The sequence below is a fragment of the Methylobacterium sp. A49B genome (assembly GCF_053346215.1).
In genome coordinates this window covers 1-14558 of record NZ_JBKFBO010000144.1, presented here as the reverse complement: position 1 = coordinate 14558, position 14558 = coordinate 1, and the positions used below count along the sequence as shown (strand labels likewise).

Below are 14558 nucleotides of genomic sequence, written 5' to 3'. Positions count from 1 at the left end.
GTGATGCTCGTGGGTGACCCGGAACTCGCCCGTCCCCTGGGAGATGCCTCGGTACGACGCTATTCAGCACGCCTGGAGAGATCAGCATGACCTACCTGCGCTACGCGCCCGACATCGAGAGGCCAGCGCCGAACGAGCAGGAGACTATCGACGGCATCATCCAGGGCATGACTCTGCAGGCGCAGACGGTCGAGAAGCGCGAGCACCACGCGGTCCGCGCCAGTCACGCCAAGAGCTCCGCCTGCGTGACGGGCGAACTGGCAGTCGCCCCCGACCTGCCGCCGGAACTCGCTCAGGGCCTATTCGCGACGCCCGGCACGCACAAGGTGGCCGTACGGTTCGCCCAGGGTCCGGGCGAGACCCTCGGTGACCGGGTGTCCACTCACCGTGGCATGTCGATCAAGGTGTTCGACGTGCCGGGCGAGAAACTGTCCGGCCACGGCATCAATACCCAGGACTTTGTACTCGCCACCGGCACGACCTTCCCGTCCGGAACAGCAGCGGGATTTTTGCGCGACGGGACCGTCATCGGCAAGTCGACCGGGATGCCGGAGGGGGTGAAGAGCGCCGTCTCATCGACCGCGCGCAACCTCAACCGGGTTCTGCACGCCTTCGGCGCCGAGAGCGCCATGGCCGATTTTTTCGGTCACCCCTACAGCCACCCACTCGCCGACAGCTACTTCAGCCAAGCGCCCGTGCGCTTCGGCGACTACGTGGCCAAGCTCGGTGCAATACCGATGACCGAGGCCCAGCGTGCGCTCTCCGAGTGGCGGCTCGACCCGCACCAGGACGAGGACGGCTTCCGGCACGCCTCGATCGCGTTCTTCCGGGAAAATGAGGTGGTGTTCGAGTTGAAGGCGCAACTCTGGGCGGATGCCGAGAAGCAACCCATCGAAGACGCCTCGGTCGACTGGCCGGTCTCGGTCAGCCCGTACCGCACGGTGGCGACGGTCCGCCTGCCACGGCAGGACGCCTATTCCCCCGAGCGGGTCCGCTACTTCGACGAGGTGATGACCTTCCGCCCGGCGCACAGTCTCGCCGCCCACCGCCCCCTCGGCTCGATCATGCGGGCCCGTTTGCAGGTCTACCAGGCGCTCAGCGCGTTCCGCCATCGTGAGAACTGCCTGGCGGAAGAGGATACGAGCACCATCGACCGCATCCCCGCCTGAGTGACCGCGCCGCGTCGCACCGCTTCCCGCCGGGGGTGGGGTGGGGCGCCTTGATCCCGGCGGAGCGCGAGGGGTGGAGCGGTTGCGGAAGCCGCTCCAACTCCGAGAGATCGTCACGCCCTCGCGAAACTGGAACCGTCAGCATAACTCCAGAGCGGACGCTGCGGTGATGTCTGCATCGACGCGATGACGCCCGAAAGCGGGTCGGCAGGAAGCCACCCAACTCAGTCGTAGGCCATCGCGAGCCGAGTTGCTCGGAAGCGGACATTCCGAGGATCTGAGAAGGGTCGGAAGCAAGCGGTACGGCGAAGTCCGCTTCGATGCATTCGCTCCTGATAGCGGACTGGTGGAGACCTACCCAACTCAGCTGCCGCGAGGTCCTGGCCCGGGCGCCTGAAAGGGGCGCCTACCCGACGCTCTCGGATTGTCCGTGAGCAGATCACAACCTCGATAATATGAATGGAGCCGGCCGCTCATAATGGTCGGTCCAAACCATAGATCCCCCGGGGCGGGACTCAGTTCTTTTCAGTCTGGCAAGAGAAACGCCCCGGAAAAGGGGGCCCGAGCGGGTTTTTGCGACGCTTGATGAAGGCTCGATCGAACTGAGCGATGATGCGGTGCCGGCGACGCCATGGTCCCTGGGCCGCTGAATGACCCTTACCGTCGCCGGCGCGTTCACACCCGTGACCTAACCCTTACGGGAACTCCGATGTCGAGCCTGACCGAGCGCAAGGCACGCCTGATCGTCCACGGCGACCAACCCTACAACGCCGAACCGCCCCTCGACCGATTGCGGGCCTCCTACAGGACGGCGGCGAAGAACTTCTACGTCCGCTCGCACGGCAACATACCTGACCTCGACGAGGCAACCTGGCGCCTCACCGTCGATGGCGGAACCGGCACCGCGTTTGCGTTGTCGCTATCCGAATTGCGGGCTCGCTTTCCGGAAACCAGGGTCACGGCCACGATGCAGTGCGCCGGCAATCGCCGTGCCGACATGCGGGCGGTCGCCCCGGTATCCGGTGACCCGTGGGACGCCGGAGCCATCGGCACCGCCGAATGGACCGGGGTGCGACTCGGCGACGTCCTGCGCGAGGCGGGGGTCGCCGAGCGCGAGGGTCTCCATGTCGCCTTCGAGAGCCACGACACGGTGGAAAGCCATCCCTACGGCGTCTCGGTTCCACTCGCCAAGGCCATGTCGCCCGAGACCCTCCTGGCCTACGCCATGAACGGTGAAGCCTTGCTCGCAGAGCACGGTTTTCCGGTCCGCGCGGTGGTGCCGGGCTTTGCCGGCGTACGCAGCCCCAAATGGCTCCGGCGACTGAGCGTCCAGGACCACCCCTCGGATAACCCGATTCAGGCCGGCGATTACAAGCTGTACCCGGCAGACGTGACCGCCGAGACCGCCGATCCGGCCAATGGGCACACCATCGATACGATGCCGCTGAACGCGGCGATCTGCGAGCCGGCACGGGGGGCCACCCTCGAGCCAGGGGGCAACCGAGTCCGCGGTTACGCCGTGAGCGGGGACCGAGCCATCGTGCGCGTCGACGTCTCCGGGAACGGCGGCCGGTCCTGGGTGCAGGCCGAGCTCGATCACGAGGCCGACGCGCCGTTCGCGTGGACGTTCTGGAGCACGACCCTCGACCTGTCCCCGGGCGAGCATGAGCTTGCCGTGCGCGCCTGGGACGAGGCCGGCCAGACGCAGCCAGCGCTCCCGGACGAGACGTGGAACCACAAGGGCTACCTGTGCGCCTGCTGGCATCGGGTGCGGGTGAACGTCACCTAGGGACGGGCGACCAGGCGGTCGACGACCTCTGCCCTCGTAGACGACGTCCCTGCCGGCGGCCGACCCAGCCTTGGTCCTGCGTTCCATAGCGAGCGCGACCCGTACCGTAGACGCCAACCGATGACTGGCAGCGCCCCAGGCGGTGCGACGATCCGCTGTCACGACAGTCAGCCAATCCGACCCGGCCGTCATGTCACCAACCAGCAATGCCGGTCACCGCCTTCCCGCAAGTATCCGGTCCGCGGTGCGCAAAGCGACGGCTTGGATCGTGAGCGAGGGATTCACGCCGCCAACCGTCGGGAAGACCGAACCATCGCAAACGTACAGGTTCGGGATGTCCCAGGACCGGCAATCGGCGTCCACCACCGAGGTGCGCGGGTCGGCACCCATGCGAGCCGTGCCGTTGAGGTGGCAGGTGTCGTCGCCCTGGTCCCAGACCTCGCGCCCGCCCGCGGCTGACAGGGCCTCGCGCATGAATTTGAGGGCGTGGCGGTTCAGCGCCTTGTCGTTGTCGCACCAAGAGTAGGTGATGCGGGCCACCGGCAACCCGTACTGGTCCTTCACGTCCGCGAGCGTCACCCGGTTGCGCTCCTGCGGCATGTACTCGGAGACGACCTTGAGCCCGGCGACGTGGTTGTAGCGCTGCATCTCCGAGACGAGTGCCTCGCCCCACAGGCCGTGCGCTGAGGCCTGGGTGTTGGCCCAGAGCTGCGGCAGCGGCCCCTGGCTCATGTATGAGTACCCGCCGAAGAAGTCCTTCGCGAAGGGACCATAGCCCTTGTCATCGTAGTTCCAGTGCTCGCTGATCGCGAGCGAGGGCGGCCCCTTGTAGCTGCGGATCTCCTGGTCGAAGACGCCCCAGACCGCTTGGTTGCCCTGAACCATGAGGTTCTTGCCCACGAGGCCCGAGGAGTTGGCGAGCCCGTCCGGAAACTCTTGGTTCGCCGAGTTCAGGAGGAGCCGCGGCGTCTCGATGGCGTAGCCCGCCACCACGACGTTCTTCGCGCGCTGAAACCGCCATTTCCCCTCACGGAAGTAGTGGACGCCGGTAGCGCGCCCGTTCTGCGTCTCGATCCGCCCGACCATGGCGAGGTCGCGGATCTCGGCACCGGCCTTCAGGGCGCGGGGCAGGTAGCTCACGAGCACGCTCTGCTTAGCGTTCGTGGAGCAGCCCAGCGTGCAGAAGCCGCGGTAAACGCAGGGTGGCGCGTCGCCGTGTGGGGCCGAGACTGTGGCGAGCGGCGTCGGCGTCCAGCCGATGCCCATCGCCTCGGCACCGCGGGCCAGTACCTTGGCGGCGGCGTTGATCTCGTGCGCGCGGCGGTGGTAGCGCCGCCGGTGCGGCCCCCAAGGATAGTTGACCGGGCCGGAGATCTTCAGGTTGTCCTCGACCTGATCGTAGTAACGCCACATCTCCCGCCAATCGAGCGGCCAGTCGGCGCCGTAGCCCATCAGGGTGCGCGCCTTGAACCATTCCGGCCGGAAGCGCAGGGCCACCATGGCGTAGTGGACGGTGGAACCGCCCACCGCCTTGCCCGAATTGTTCGAGCCCATCTGCAGCGGATTCTCGCCGTCGACGATGCGCTCGTCCGTCCAGTACAATTTGGACTGGTGGCTCTCGTCCGAGGCGAAGTCCTCCAGCGGCCGGAAATACGGGCCGGCATCGAAGGCCACCACCGATAGACCGCCTTCTGCAAGCCGACACGCCAAGGTTCCGCCGCCCGCCCCGGTGCCGACGATGGCGAAGTCGACCTCCTCCTCGTCCCGGTGCTGGCGCATCGGCACCCATTCGCCGATCCGCATGACGTTGGGGGCGCGACCGTCGCGGGCGCGGGGATGGTGCTCCGGGTCGTCGCCGGGCGTGACGTGCTTGGGGTTGTCGGCGGCGTTGCCGAGGCCGGGGATGCGCATCGACGGAGGTATCCTTATCGGCCGACCCGGAGGTTCTCTTGGTAGGCCTCGTCCTCGCGGCCGGGCTTGGCCTCGGCGGCCTCCCAGGGGTCGCGGCGGTCGAAATCCATGCGCACGTAGCCGCGCGGGCTCGCCGGGCCGCCCCAGCCGATCTCGTTCCAGGCCGTGGGGTGGGCGTAGTAGGCCTTGACCACGTCGGCGAGGATGCGCTGGTGGAAGAACAGCTTCGAGGGCATGCCCTCCCAGACAGCGCTATCTAGGTCACCCTTCTCGGCAAGCTTCAACAGCGCGTCCTGCGCCCAGGCTCCGAGCTCGTGGAAGCGTGCCCCGAACCGTGCCCGCGCCTCGCTATCGAGGGCCCGCAGTCCCAGGCGCCATGCCTCGCGCTCCTCCGGCAGTTCGGCGTTGCGGTAGCCGTCGCGGGTATCGGTCGCGAGCTTATGGTCCACGAGGGCGGCTACCGGAACCGGACCCCCCCGGTCGGCGGGTTGCGGGACGATCCGCTCGGCCAGCGCCTTCATCGTCGGCCATTCGACCTCGTCGAAGAACCGGCGCGTCTCCGGTCCGATGGCGAGCCGTTCCTCCAGAACCTCGCGGGTCTTGGCGTTCCAGGACGGGCCGTCGCGCTTCGCGAGCACGTCGTAGCCCGGATAAAGGTCCAGTCTCGAACGCATGATGATCTCTCGGCTCAAAAGCGGATGCGGCTGCGTTCGATGAGTTCGAGGGCCGCGAGCCCCCCGAGCGCCACCCCAGAGAAGGAGGGCGGGGCAGGCAGCGGCGGTCCGTCGATGAGGTTCTGGCGCCAGTTGGCCCAGCCGCCCATCATCCGGGCGACGCCGTAGGCGTGGAAGGCGACGCCGCCGACGCCCATCGCCGACACCGCCCACATCCCCCACTTGGCGCCGGCCTGACTCGCTCCCTCCGGCTTGGTCGCCGCGCGGACGAGAAGGGCGGCGGCGAGCGGCGGCAGGGTGACGGGAATGAACATCGCCGGGTTCTGGAAGGCACCCCGGAAGTGAAGCAGCCCGGCTTCCAGGGTCGTGCCGGCGAGCATGCCCGCCGTGGCGACTGCGAGGGAACGCCCCGCCGGCAAGCCACCGAGCCGAGGCTCGTCGGGGTCGGCGTCGCGGACGCGCTCGGCGACGACCCCGAGGATGCCGGCCAGCGTCAGCGCCATCGGCGCGCCGATGGGGGCGGAATAGAACAGGTTCTGGAAGGAGTACCCGCCCTCGCGCTTGCCGACGTTGTAGGCGTGGAAGCCGAAGCCGATCAGCCCCGTCAGGCCGGCGAGCGCCTGCACCCCGTGTCGGACGCGGGAGCTGCCGGGGTCGGTGTCGCCGGCCCCGTGCAGGGACGCCGCCAGGGTGACGCTGGACACGACGATGGGCGTGTACATCGCCCGGTTGAAGAACTGGCCGCGGTAGTGCTCCAGGCCGGAATCGAACAGCACCGAGGCCGCGAGCATCGTCGAGGCGTGGTTCAAGCGCTGTGCCGCGCTCGCGGTGACGTCGCGCCCCCGTGGGTGGTATCTACGGCCGCCGGTAGCGAGCCCCAGGGGCTTGGAGCGCCCCGCGGCGAACCAGGTCAGCAGACCGGCCCCCGCTGCCACCGCCGCGAGGACCACCACTGGGTGGACGGCCGCCTTGACACGTACGGGTGCGACACGACGCTTGACGCTGGCGGCGCGTCGTCTCGGCGATTGGGAGGCGCGGTCAGACGGCATAGGCGTCGGCATCCCGAGTCTTGAGGGTGAGGCCGTGGCCCGGCCGGGTCAGGTCGGGGGTGATCACGCCATCGCGCGGCACGGGTGCCCCGTCGAACAGCATCCGCTCGATGCGGACATGGTCGTGGAACCATTCGAGGTGTCGGAAGCGGGGAGCGGCAACGGCTACCGGGAGGTGCAGGGCGGGTGCGCAGTGGCCGGACAGGTCCAGATGCGCCGCCTCGCATAGGGCCGCTAAGTTCAGAAAGCCGCTGTAACCGCCGCAGCGGGTCATATCCGCCTGGGCCACATCGACCGCGTTCACATCGATCAGCTGACGCAAGTCGTCCAGGGTATAGACGTACTCGCCCGCGGCGACCTCCATGCCGGCAGGTGCCGAGGCGCGGACGAAAGCCATTCCCACAGGATCGTCGCTGGACACGGGCTCCTCGAACCACGTGACGCCGAACCGCTCCGCAACTTGCGCCGCCTCGATGGCGCGCTTCGGGGTGAAAGCGCCGTTGGCGTCGATGAACAGGCGCGCATCGCCGATGGCCGCCTTCGCGACCGCCATGCGTGCCGGATCGCGCTCGGGAGCGCTGCCGACCTTCATCTTCACCGCCCGGCAGCCATCCCGCTCGACCCACCAGGCAAGCTGCTCGCGCAACTGACGGTCGTCGTAGCTCGTGAAGCCGCCGCTTCCATAGATCTCCGCGTGTTCCCTCGCCTGCCCGAACAGGCTTGCCAGGGATACGTCGAGGAGGCGTGCCTTGAGGTCCCACAAAGCGGTGTCCAATGCCGAGATCGCCGTGGCGGCGAGCCCGGAGCGCCCGAGGTTCCGCACGGCGCCCCACAGCACGGCATTGGCCCGCGGGATGTCGAAGGCGGACAACCCCGTAAGACGCGATGCGAGCGTGCCTACAATCAAGCGCGCGACACTGGCGTCGGTGTAGCTGTAGCCGAGGCCGGTCTCACCACCGGCCTCGACATGGACGACGACGATCGTCGTCTTGTCCCAGGCGAAGGTCCCGTCCGCCTCCGGCGCGTCGGTGGGAACGGTGTAGGCTCGCGCCCGCACCGTTCCGATCCCCGGATCGTCACACATGCCGTGGAAGCCGTCCTACTTGCTGCCGGGTAGGACGGAACTCAACACCTGACGCGCGGTGTCGACGAGCAGGTGGCGCTCCTTCGGATCGCCCTTGCCGAGCATCGACATGAAGTTCTGCACCTGCTGGAGCGTGAAGAACGGCGGCAGCGGCGGCACCTCGGGGTCGGTCTTCACCTCCAGCACTACCGGTACGGAGCTAGCAAGGGCCTCGTCCCAAGCCGCCCCCATGCGCTGGGGATCGTCGACGTAGATGCCCTTCAGGCCGATCAGCTCCGCGAACTTGTGGTAGGGCACGTTCGGGATGGTCTGGCTCGCCTCGAACTTCGGGTTGCCCTCCATCACCCGCTGCTCCCAGGTCACCTGGTTCAGGTCCTCGTTGTTGAACACGCAGCAGATCCAAGTCTTATTCGACCAACGGTGCATGTATTTCGAGACCGTAATCAATTCTGCCATGTTGTTCATCTGCATGGCCCCATCGCCGACCAGCGCGATCACCGGCCGGTCGGGATGGGCGACCTTGGCGGCGATGGCGTAGGGCACCGCCGCGCCCATGGAGGCGAGGCCGCCCGAGAGCGAGCACATCTGGCCGCGGCGCATCTTCAGGTCGCGGGCGAACCAGTTGGCGCAGGAGCCGGAATCGGAGGTGATGATCGCCCGCTCGGGCATGCGCGGCGACAGCTCCCACGTGACACGTTGCGGGTTCACCGGATTGGCCTTGGCCATGGCCCGGTCCTCGGCCTCCTTCCACCACGAGACCATCCCCTTCTCGATGCCGGTCCGCCAGGAGCCACCCTCCTTCTTCTGGTCGAGCAGTGGCAGCAGGGCACGCAAGGTCTCGGCGGACTCGCCGCACAGCGGCACCTCCATCGGATAGCGCAGCGACAGCATCTCCGGCGAGATGTCGATCTGTACCCCGCGCGCCTGCCCCTCCTTCGGCAGGAACTCGGCCCAGGGGAAGCCGGAGCCGATCATCAGCAGGGTGTCGCAATCCTCCATCATGTCAGAGGACGGCTTGGACCCGAGGAGGCCGATGGTGCCGGTCACGAAGGGCAGATCGTCGGGGAGAGCCGCCTTGCCGAGCAGCGCCTTGGCGACGCCGGCCTGAAGCTTGTTGGCGACGGCGATGACCTCGTCGGTGGCATGCAACGCGCCTGCCCCAACCAGGATCGCGACCTTCTTGCCGGCGTTGAGCACGTCGGCGGCGCGGCGCAGATCGGCGTCGAAGGGCACGACCTTCGGGGCGGTGTAGCCGACGCCCGAGAAGGTGTTGCCGTGCTTGCGCACCGGCGCCTCGTAGGGAACGTCCTGCAGGTCGTTTGGCAGGATGATGGCCGAAACCTTCCGTTCGGCCTTGGCGATCCGCATGGCGCGGTCGACGATGTGGCGGACCTGCGCGGGCGAGGACGCCTGCTGCACGTAGGCTGAGACGTCCTTGAAGACGCTCGTAAGGTCGAATTCCTGCTGGTAGTGGGCGCCGTTGACGTTGCGCGCCTGCTGCCCGCAGATGGCGAGAAGCGGCACGTGGTCGAGATGGGCGTCGTACATCCCGGTGAGCAGGTGCGTCGCGCCGGGACCGGAGGTCGCCATGCAGACGCCGACCTCGCCGGTGAACTTGGCGTAGGCGGCGGCCATGAACGCGGCCATCTCCTCGTGGCGGACCTGGATGAACTCAAACGGCAGGTCGTTGCGCTGCAGGGCGCCGAGCAGGCCGTTGATGCCGTCACCGGGATAGCCGAAGATCTTCTTCACCCCCCACTCGGCCAAGCGTTTCCAGAAAAAGTCGGCGACGGCTTCGGCCATGGCGGATCCTCGGGAATAGGTATTGGTGCCGCCCGCTTGGCGAACGTGGTCGGGGGCGGCATGGGACGGAGCCTGCGTGTACCGGCACACGGCTTCCTTCGTCCGAGGCCAACCTCGCGTGGGAACTCAGGTTCCTAGGAGTTTCTGGACCGTTCTGACGATGCCGTGATCTCATCCCGACCTACCGGGCGGCGAGATCGAGGGCGTACAGGTGCTGTTTGGACGTGATGAACAGCCGTTGCTGCTCCGGGGAAAAGCAGAGGTTGGAGCACACCTGGGGCGTCGGGATCAGTCCGAGCCGGTGCCCCTCCGCGGAGAGGACTTGGACACCGGCTTCCGAGCTCGTCCAGATCCAGCCCCGATCGTCCACACGGAAGCCGTCCGGCACGCCGGGCTCGATCTCGGCGAAGACCCGCGATTCGCCGAGCGTTTGGTCATCGAGGACCGGATAAGCATGGATCGTGTGCCCGTCGCCCCCCTCGGTTCGTGAGGTGTCGCTGACGTACAGGGTGCGCCCATCCGGCGCGAAGGCCAGCCCGTTCGGCTGGCCGAGGTCGGCCATGCGCCGAACGGATCCATCCGTCGGATCGAAACGGTAGACGCTGTGATGGCCCAGGTCGGACGCTGCCAACACCCCCTGCCTTGGTAGGCGCAGTCCGTAGGCTGGATCGGTGAACCAGAGGGCGCCGTCGGCGGCGCAAACCACGTCGTTCGGCGCATTGAAGCGGCGGCCCTCGTAGGTCTCAGCGAGGGCCTCGTAGCGTCCGCTCGGAGTCGTGCGGGACAGGCGGCGGTTGCCGTGCTCGCAATGGACGAGGTTGCCGTCTCGGTCGACCGTGTTGCCGTTGATGAACGGGGTGGCGTCGATGACGACCCGCACACAGCCATCGGCATGCCAGCCGAGCACCCGGCGCCCCTCGACGTCCGACCAGACCAATATGTCCCGTGCCGGCCACCACGTCGGCCCCTCGCTGAAGATCGCTTGGTCGTAGAGCGAGACGAGGCGGGCATGGTGGGCCACCACCTCGGTGAAGCGCGGGTCGGACGCCCGGGGTGGATCGACGTGGGGGACGGGCTCGGGTGGACCGGGACGCCGCAGTAGGTTCGATGCGGGTTCGGCGTTCATGATCCCTCCCTGATCGAGATCTTGAGGCACCCAAGCGAGGAATGTCTCGAACGGCTAATCCCGTCGGGTCGATGTCGTTCTCCCGCCACCCCCGGCTGGCTTGTCGGGTACGACCTAAAGAATGCGGGATCGTCGAAGGTCATGAGTCAAGGAGAACGCCGACCTGTTCGATGTCGACCGCAACCGGCACCTCAAGGGGCTAGGTTGCTGTCGGCGCACGTACCCGACGGTCGAATGCAATCGCGAACCTCGTCGTCGGGGCGGCATGGATGACCATTTTGGAGACGGGCACCCAGTTAAACGCAAGCCCGACCACCGAACATCGTTCCATAGCGTAGCCTCATGCGAATGGCCGATCGCAACTGGTAGCGTCCGCTTACGGGACGTTGCCAGAACCATCTGAATGACCAGGATGGGCGCATACCCGCCCGGCTGGTTTCGAAGCCCCTCGACGCAGAAGCCGAGGGGCCGGACGCTCAGATCTCTGTCGCTTCGGCCAGCGTGAGAGCATCCTCCACATCGACCCCGAGATACCGGACCGTGCTCTCAATCTTCGTATGGCCGAGCAGGATCTGAACGGCACGCAGGTTGCCGGTCCGCATGTAGATCAAAGACGCCTTCGTTCGGCGGAGGGAGTGAGTGCCGTAGTCCTCACTTCGTAGCCCGATGCCCGCGACCCATTCATCGACCAAGCGCGCATACTGCCGGGTACTGATGTGCGTGACGCCGTCGAGCCTGCTGGGGAACGCATAGTCGTCGAGCGTCCCACCCCGAACTTCGAGCCAAGCCAGGATGCTGGTCCGGGCAGGCTCGAGGAGCTCGAACTGCACCGGCCGGCCTGTCTTGCGCTGGATGACGATAGCGCGGCTGCGCACGCGACTGGAGTTGACCCGGTTTCGTGGAGCCCTTCAGACTTTCCGCACGAGGTGCGCTCCATGCCTCATACACGCCCGCCCTACGCCCCCGAGTTCCGCCGCCAGATGGTCGAATTGGTCCGTGCCGGACGCGACCCGGCCGATCTCGCCCGCGAGTTCGAGCCCTCCGCCCAGGCCATCCGCAACTGGGTCGCTCAAGCCGACCGCGGTGAGAGCCGCAGCGCCTCCAAGAAAGACGTCCTGACGCTCGCCGAGCGGGAGGAACTGGCCCGTCTACGCCGCGAGGTGCGGCAGCTTCGGTTGGAGCGCGACATCCTCTCAAAAGCCGCGGCCTGGTTCGCACGGGAGAGCGGCGCGGTGCCGTCGGGCTCTTCCAGTTCATGAGCGCGAACCAGGCCGTCTTCCCCATTGCGGCCATGGCACGCGTGCTCGGCGTGTCGGAGGCCGGCTATCACGCTTGGCGGCAGCGCACGCCCTCCGTCCGTGCCGTGGCGGATGCCGCGTTGTTGAAGCAGATCCGCACCGCTCACGCTGGGTCGGGCAAGATTTACGGTGCGCCGCGCGTGCACGCCACGCTGGCGGCACAGGGCGCCCGACACGGACGCAAGCGCATTGCGCGGCTGATGCGCGAGGCGGGCCTTGTCGGCGTCAGCCGCCGGCGCGGAGGCGTCGTGACCACTCGACGCGACCGGGTGGCTCGCCCCGCGCCCGATCTCGTGGACCGCAACTTCTCGGCCGAGGCCCCCAACCAGCTCTGGGTAGGTGACATTACCTTCGTGCCGACCGCCGCGGGCTTCCTCTACCTCGCCGTGGTGGTCGACGCCTGGAGCCGGCGCGTCGTGGGCTGGTCGATGGCCAGCCACCTGCGGACCGAACTCGTGCTCGACGCACTGGAGATGGCCATTATGCAGCGCCGGCCGCGCGATGTGATCCACCACTCCGACCAGGGATCGCAATACACGTCGCTGGCCTTCGGCGGTCGCTGCCGCGAAGCGGGCGTGCGGCCCTCCATGGGCTCGGTGGGCGACGCCTACGACAACGCAATGTGCGAGAGCTTCTTCGCGACGCTGGAGTGCGAGTTGCTCGACCGCCGGCGCTTCGCCTCTCAGGCGCAGGCCCGCATGGCCGTGTTCACCTTCATCGAGGGCTTCTACAATCCCGTGCGCCTGCACTCCGCGCTCGGTTATCGCTCACCCATCCGCTACGAACAGGAGATGCTTGCTAACCCCTGATCCGCAAGCGTTCCACCGCTCCACCAAAACGGGTCAACTCCAACTCCACTCTAGCCCCGCTAGCATGCTCCTCTGAATGACCGAGGTGGGTGGTTTCGGGCTGGTCTTGTGTGGATGGCTCCCGCATTGCAAGCGGCGAATTACCGAGGTGGGTGGTTTCCGGCTGGTCTTGTGTGGATGGCTCCCGCATTGCAAGCGGCGAATTGAGCTTCTGACGCGTTGGTCGGGTGCAGTCTTGTGTCCGGCCTTTTGATGCAGTCGTGCATGTGACCGCTGGCCCTGATGGTATCCGCGAGCTGGGTCCCACTCTGCTTTGCGGGCTATCACGCCCTGGACTAGCGGCGGGGTGTCCCGGCTCTCGGGCTGACCGGTTCGCCATCAACTCTCATCGTCCTCGCAACCTGGAACAAGTCTCCTTGCCGTGCTGTCAGGCGGCCGCGGCCAGGGGTGCGCGGTAGGTGCCGCCGCGGGTCATGATCGCCCAGGCGACCCGCGCCGTGCGATTGGCCGCCGCAACGGTCACCACGCGCACCGGCTTGCGCTGCAGCAGTGCCGGCAGCCGCGGGTCGACCGAGGTCGGCGTCGCCTTCGCGCGCCGGATCAGAGAGGTCATGCCGACCACGAGCAGGCGACGCAGGTAGCGGTCGCCCATGCGTGAGATCCGGCCCAGGCGCTCCTTGCCGCCGCTGCAGTTCTGAAGCGGCGTCAGCCCTAACGAGGCCGCGAACTGCCGACCGGAGCGGAAGCGCTCGGGCTCGCTCACCGAGGCGGCCAGCGCGGTCGCCGAGACGATGCCGACACCCGGGATCGTCGCAAGCCGCTGCGACAGGTCGCTGTCCCGATGCCAGGCCAGCAACTCCTTCTCCAGTCGGGTGAGCTGGATCTGCACGCAGGTCCAGGGCGGTGTCCTCGTTGGCCAGCAGCTTCTTGGCCTGCGGGTGCTGCTCGATCGCCTTGGCCACATCGATGGTGTGGCCGGACTTGAAGGCGAACGGCTCGGCGCCCACGTCCTTCAAATAGGCGGCGGTGGCCGCCTCGATCTCCTCGTCCGATACCTCGGATTTCCGACGCAGGCCGCCGACGTATGGGATCTCTTTGGCCATGCCGGACAGCTAGCGCGGCTCAGCTCAACAAAAAGCCCGGCCTTTCGGCCGGGCAGTGAGGGTCCCTTTGCACGGGGACATCAAGACCAGGAAGCTTTGGAGAACAACCGGCCTCGATCTGGGGATTAGAAGTCGCGCTGAACGCGGACGCGGATCTGGGACACGCCGTCCGAGGTCGTGGTCCGGACCAAGCCGCCAGCGTTGATCGCCGCGACGCGGGAGTAGGCGGTCGGATCCTTGTCGACGTCGATGACGCGGCCGTTCTTCACGCCGATCTGCGTGTAGAAGCCTTCCAGGCCGATATCGAGATCCTTGACCGGCGACCAGATCACGTTTGCGCCAGCCACAAACTGATAGGTGTCGCGGAGCGCCTGGCTGAGCGCGAAGAAGCGGGTGCCGGGCGTGCCCACGCCGTTGGCGCCGAACGAGTTGGCCGGGTTGACGACGTTGAACAGCACGCCCTGCTCGAACCGCGAGTTTTTCGCGAAGTTCTGCTCGCCGTAGGAGCCGAAGAACGCCGAGCGCCACTCTGGCGACCAGTAGTGCAGGTACGCCGCCGACACGGTGACGTTGTCGTTTTTCTCGATCTGACCCGTGAACGGGTTGATCTGCGCGTCATTGAAGTACTGCGTGAACTTCTGGCCCTGGATGGTCGCGGCCGTCTGGGCGTAGGTGCCCGAGTACGAGGAGTAGCCGGAGTAGATCTGGGCACCGTTCGCGTAGGCGGCCTGGACGTACAGCGC

9 protein-coding genes and 3 pseudogenes are annotated in these 14558 nt (G+C 67.2%); 3 read left to right on the top strand and 9 right to left on the bottom strand.

Features of this window, described 5'->3' with window-relative positions:
• Window positions 1-86 precede the first annotated feature (86 nt).
• Window positions 87-1169: a catalase family protein gene (locus ACLBX9_RS29870; RefSeq protein ID WP_447721385.1), complete on the top strand. Its 1083-nt coding sequence runs from the start codon at window positions 87-89 to the stop codon at window positions 1167-1169.
• Window positions 1170-1878: 709 nt separating this feature from the next.
• Window positions 1879-2958, top strand: a complete 1080-nt coding sequence (locus tag ACLBX9_RS29865) for a molybdopterin-dependent oxidoreductase (protein ID WP_447721462.1) — start codon at window positions 1879-1881, stop codon at window positions 2956-2958.
• A 213-nt stretch (window positions 2959-3171) separates the two neighbouring features.
• Here the strand turns inward: ACLBX9_RS29865 and ACLBX9_RS29860 are convergent, their stop codons facing one another.
• From ACLBX9_RS29860 to ACLBX9_RS29830, 7 genes and pseudogenes are all read right to left on the bottom strand, one after another.
• Entirely contained in the window at window positions 3172-4869 is a 1698-nt protein-coding gene (locus ACLBX9_RS29860; protein WP_447721461.1) for a GMC family oxidoreductase, read from the bottom strand.
• Between the two features lie 14 nt (window positions 4870-4883).
• The gene (locus tag ACLBX9_RS29855; RefSeq protein ID WP_447721460.1) at window positions 4884-5543 is read right to left on the bottom strand and encodes a gluconate 2-dehydrogenase subunit 3 family protein; all 660 of its coding nucleotides are present in this window, start codon (window positions 5541-5543) and stop codon (window positions 4884-4886) included.
• Between the two features lie 14 nt (window positions 5544-5557).
• Complete coding sequence (locus tag ACLBX9_RS29850; RefSeq protein ID WP_447721459.1) at window positions 5558-6592, bottom strand: hypothetical protein; 1035 nt, start codon at window positions 6590-6592, stop codon at window positions 5558-5560.
• The gene (locus tag ACLBX9_RS29845) at window positions 6582-7676 is read right to left on the bottom strand and encodes an enolase C-terminal domain-like protein (protein ID WP_447721458.1); all 1095 of its coding nucleotides are present in this window, start codon (window positions 7674-7676) and stop codon (window positions 6582-6584) included. The genes ACLBX9_RS29850 and ACLBX9_RS29845 overlap by 11 nt, the downstream gene beginning before the upstream one ends.
• Before the next feature lie 15 nt (window positions 7677-7691).
• The gene (locus ACLBX9_RS29840; RefSeq protein ID WP_447721457.1) at window positions 7692-9479 is read right to left on the bottom strand and encodes a thiamine pyrophosphate-requiring protein; all 1788 of its coding nucleotides are present in this window, start codon (window positions 9477-9479) and stop codon (window positions 7692-7694) included.
• Between the two features lie 181 nt (window positions 9480-9660).
• Window positions 9661-10605, bottom strand: a complete 945-nt coding sequence (locus ACLBX9_RS29835) for an SMP-30/gluconolactonase/LRE family protein (RefSeq protein ID WP_447721456.1) — start codon at window positions 10603-10605, stop codon at window positions 9661-9663.
• 476 nt (window positions 10606-11081) lie between these two features.
• Window positions 11082-11495 (bottom strand): annotated as a pseudogene (locus ACLBX9_RS29830) (tyrosine-type recombinase/integrase); the annotation flags it as partial.
• A 45-nt stretch (window positions 11496-11540) separates the two neighbouring features.
• Between ACLBX9_RS29830 and ACLBX9_RS29825 the strand changes: the two are divergent.
• Window positions 11541-12712, top strand: a protein-coding gene (locus ACLBX9_RS29825; RefSeq protein WP_447721463.1) for an IS3 family transposase whose coding sequence is annotated in 2 segments (ribosomal slippage) — window positions 11541-11808 and window positions 11808-12712 — 1173 coding nt in all. Because the reading frame shifts where the segments join, the coding sequence is not laid out codon by codon here.
• Between the two features lie 427 nt (window positions 12713-13139).
• Here the strand turns inward: ACLBX9_RS29825 and ACLBX9_RS29820 are convergent.
• Together ACLBX9_RS29820 and ACLBX9_RS29815 are read right to left on the bottom strand one after the other, a co-directional pair.
• Window positions 13140-13601, bottom strand: a pseudogene (locus ACLBX9_RS29820) (IS110-like element ISMmg2 family transposase); the annotation flags it as partial.
• A gap of 339 nt (window positions 13602-13940) precedes the next feature.
• Window positions 13941-14558, bottom strand: a pseudogene (locus ACLBX9_RS29815) (porin); the annotation flags it as partial.

Bases quoted from the DNA above. Each gene is read 5' to 3' on its own strand.
- ACLBX9_RS29855 (WP_447721460.1), bottom strand. From the start codon at position 5,543: ATGCGTTCGAGACTGGACCTTTATCCGGGCTACGACGTGCTCGCGAAG.
- ACLBX9_RS29840 (WP_447721457.1), bottom strand. From the start codon at position 9,479: ATGGCCGAAGCCGTCGCCGACTTTTTCTGGAAACGCTTGGCCGAGTGG.
- ACLBX9_RS29865 (WP_447721462.1), top strand. From the start codon at position 1,879: ATGTCGAGCCTGACCGAGCGCAAGGCACGCCTGATCGTCCACGGCGAC.
- ACLBX9_RS29870 (WP_447721385.1), top strand. From the start codon at position 87: ATGACCTACCTGCGCTACGCGCCCGACATCGAGAGGCCAGCGCCGAAC.
- ACLBX9_RS29850 (WP_447721459.1), bottom strand. From the start codon at position 6,592: ATGCCGTCTGACCGCGCCTCCCAATCGCCGAGACGACGCGCCGCCAGC.
- ACLBX9_RS29845 (WP_447721458.1), bottom strand. From the start codon at position 7,676: ATGTGTGACGATCCGGGGATCGGAACGGTGCGGGCGCGAGCCTACACC.
- ACLBX9_RS29835 (WP_447721456.1), bottom strand. From the start codon at position 10,605: ATGAACGCCGAACCCGCATCGAACCTACTGCGGCGTCCCGGTCCACCC.
- ACLBX9_RS29860 (WP_447721461.1), bottom strand. From the start codon at position 4,869: ATGCGCATCCCCGGCCTCGGCAACGCCGCCGACAACCCCAAGCACGTC.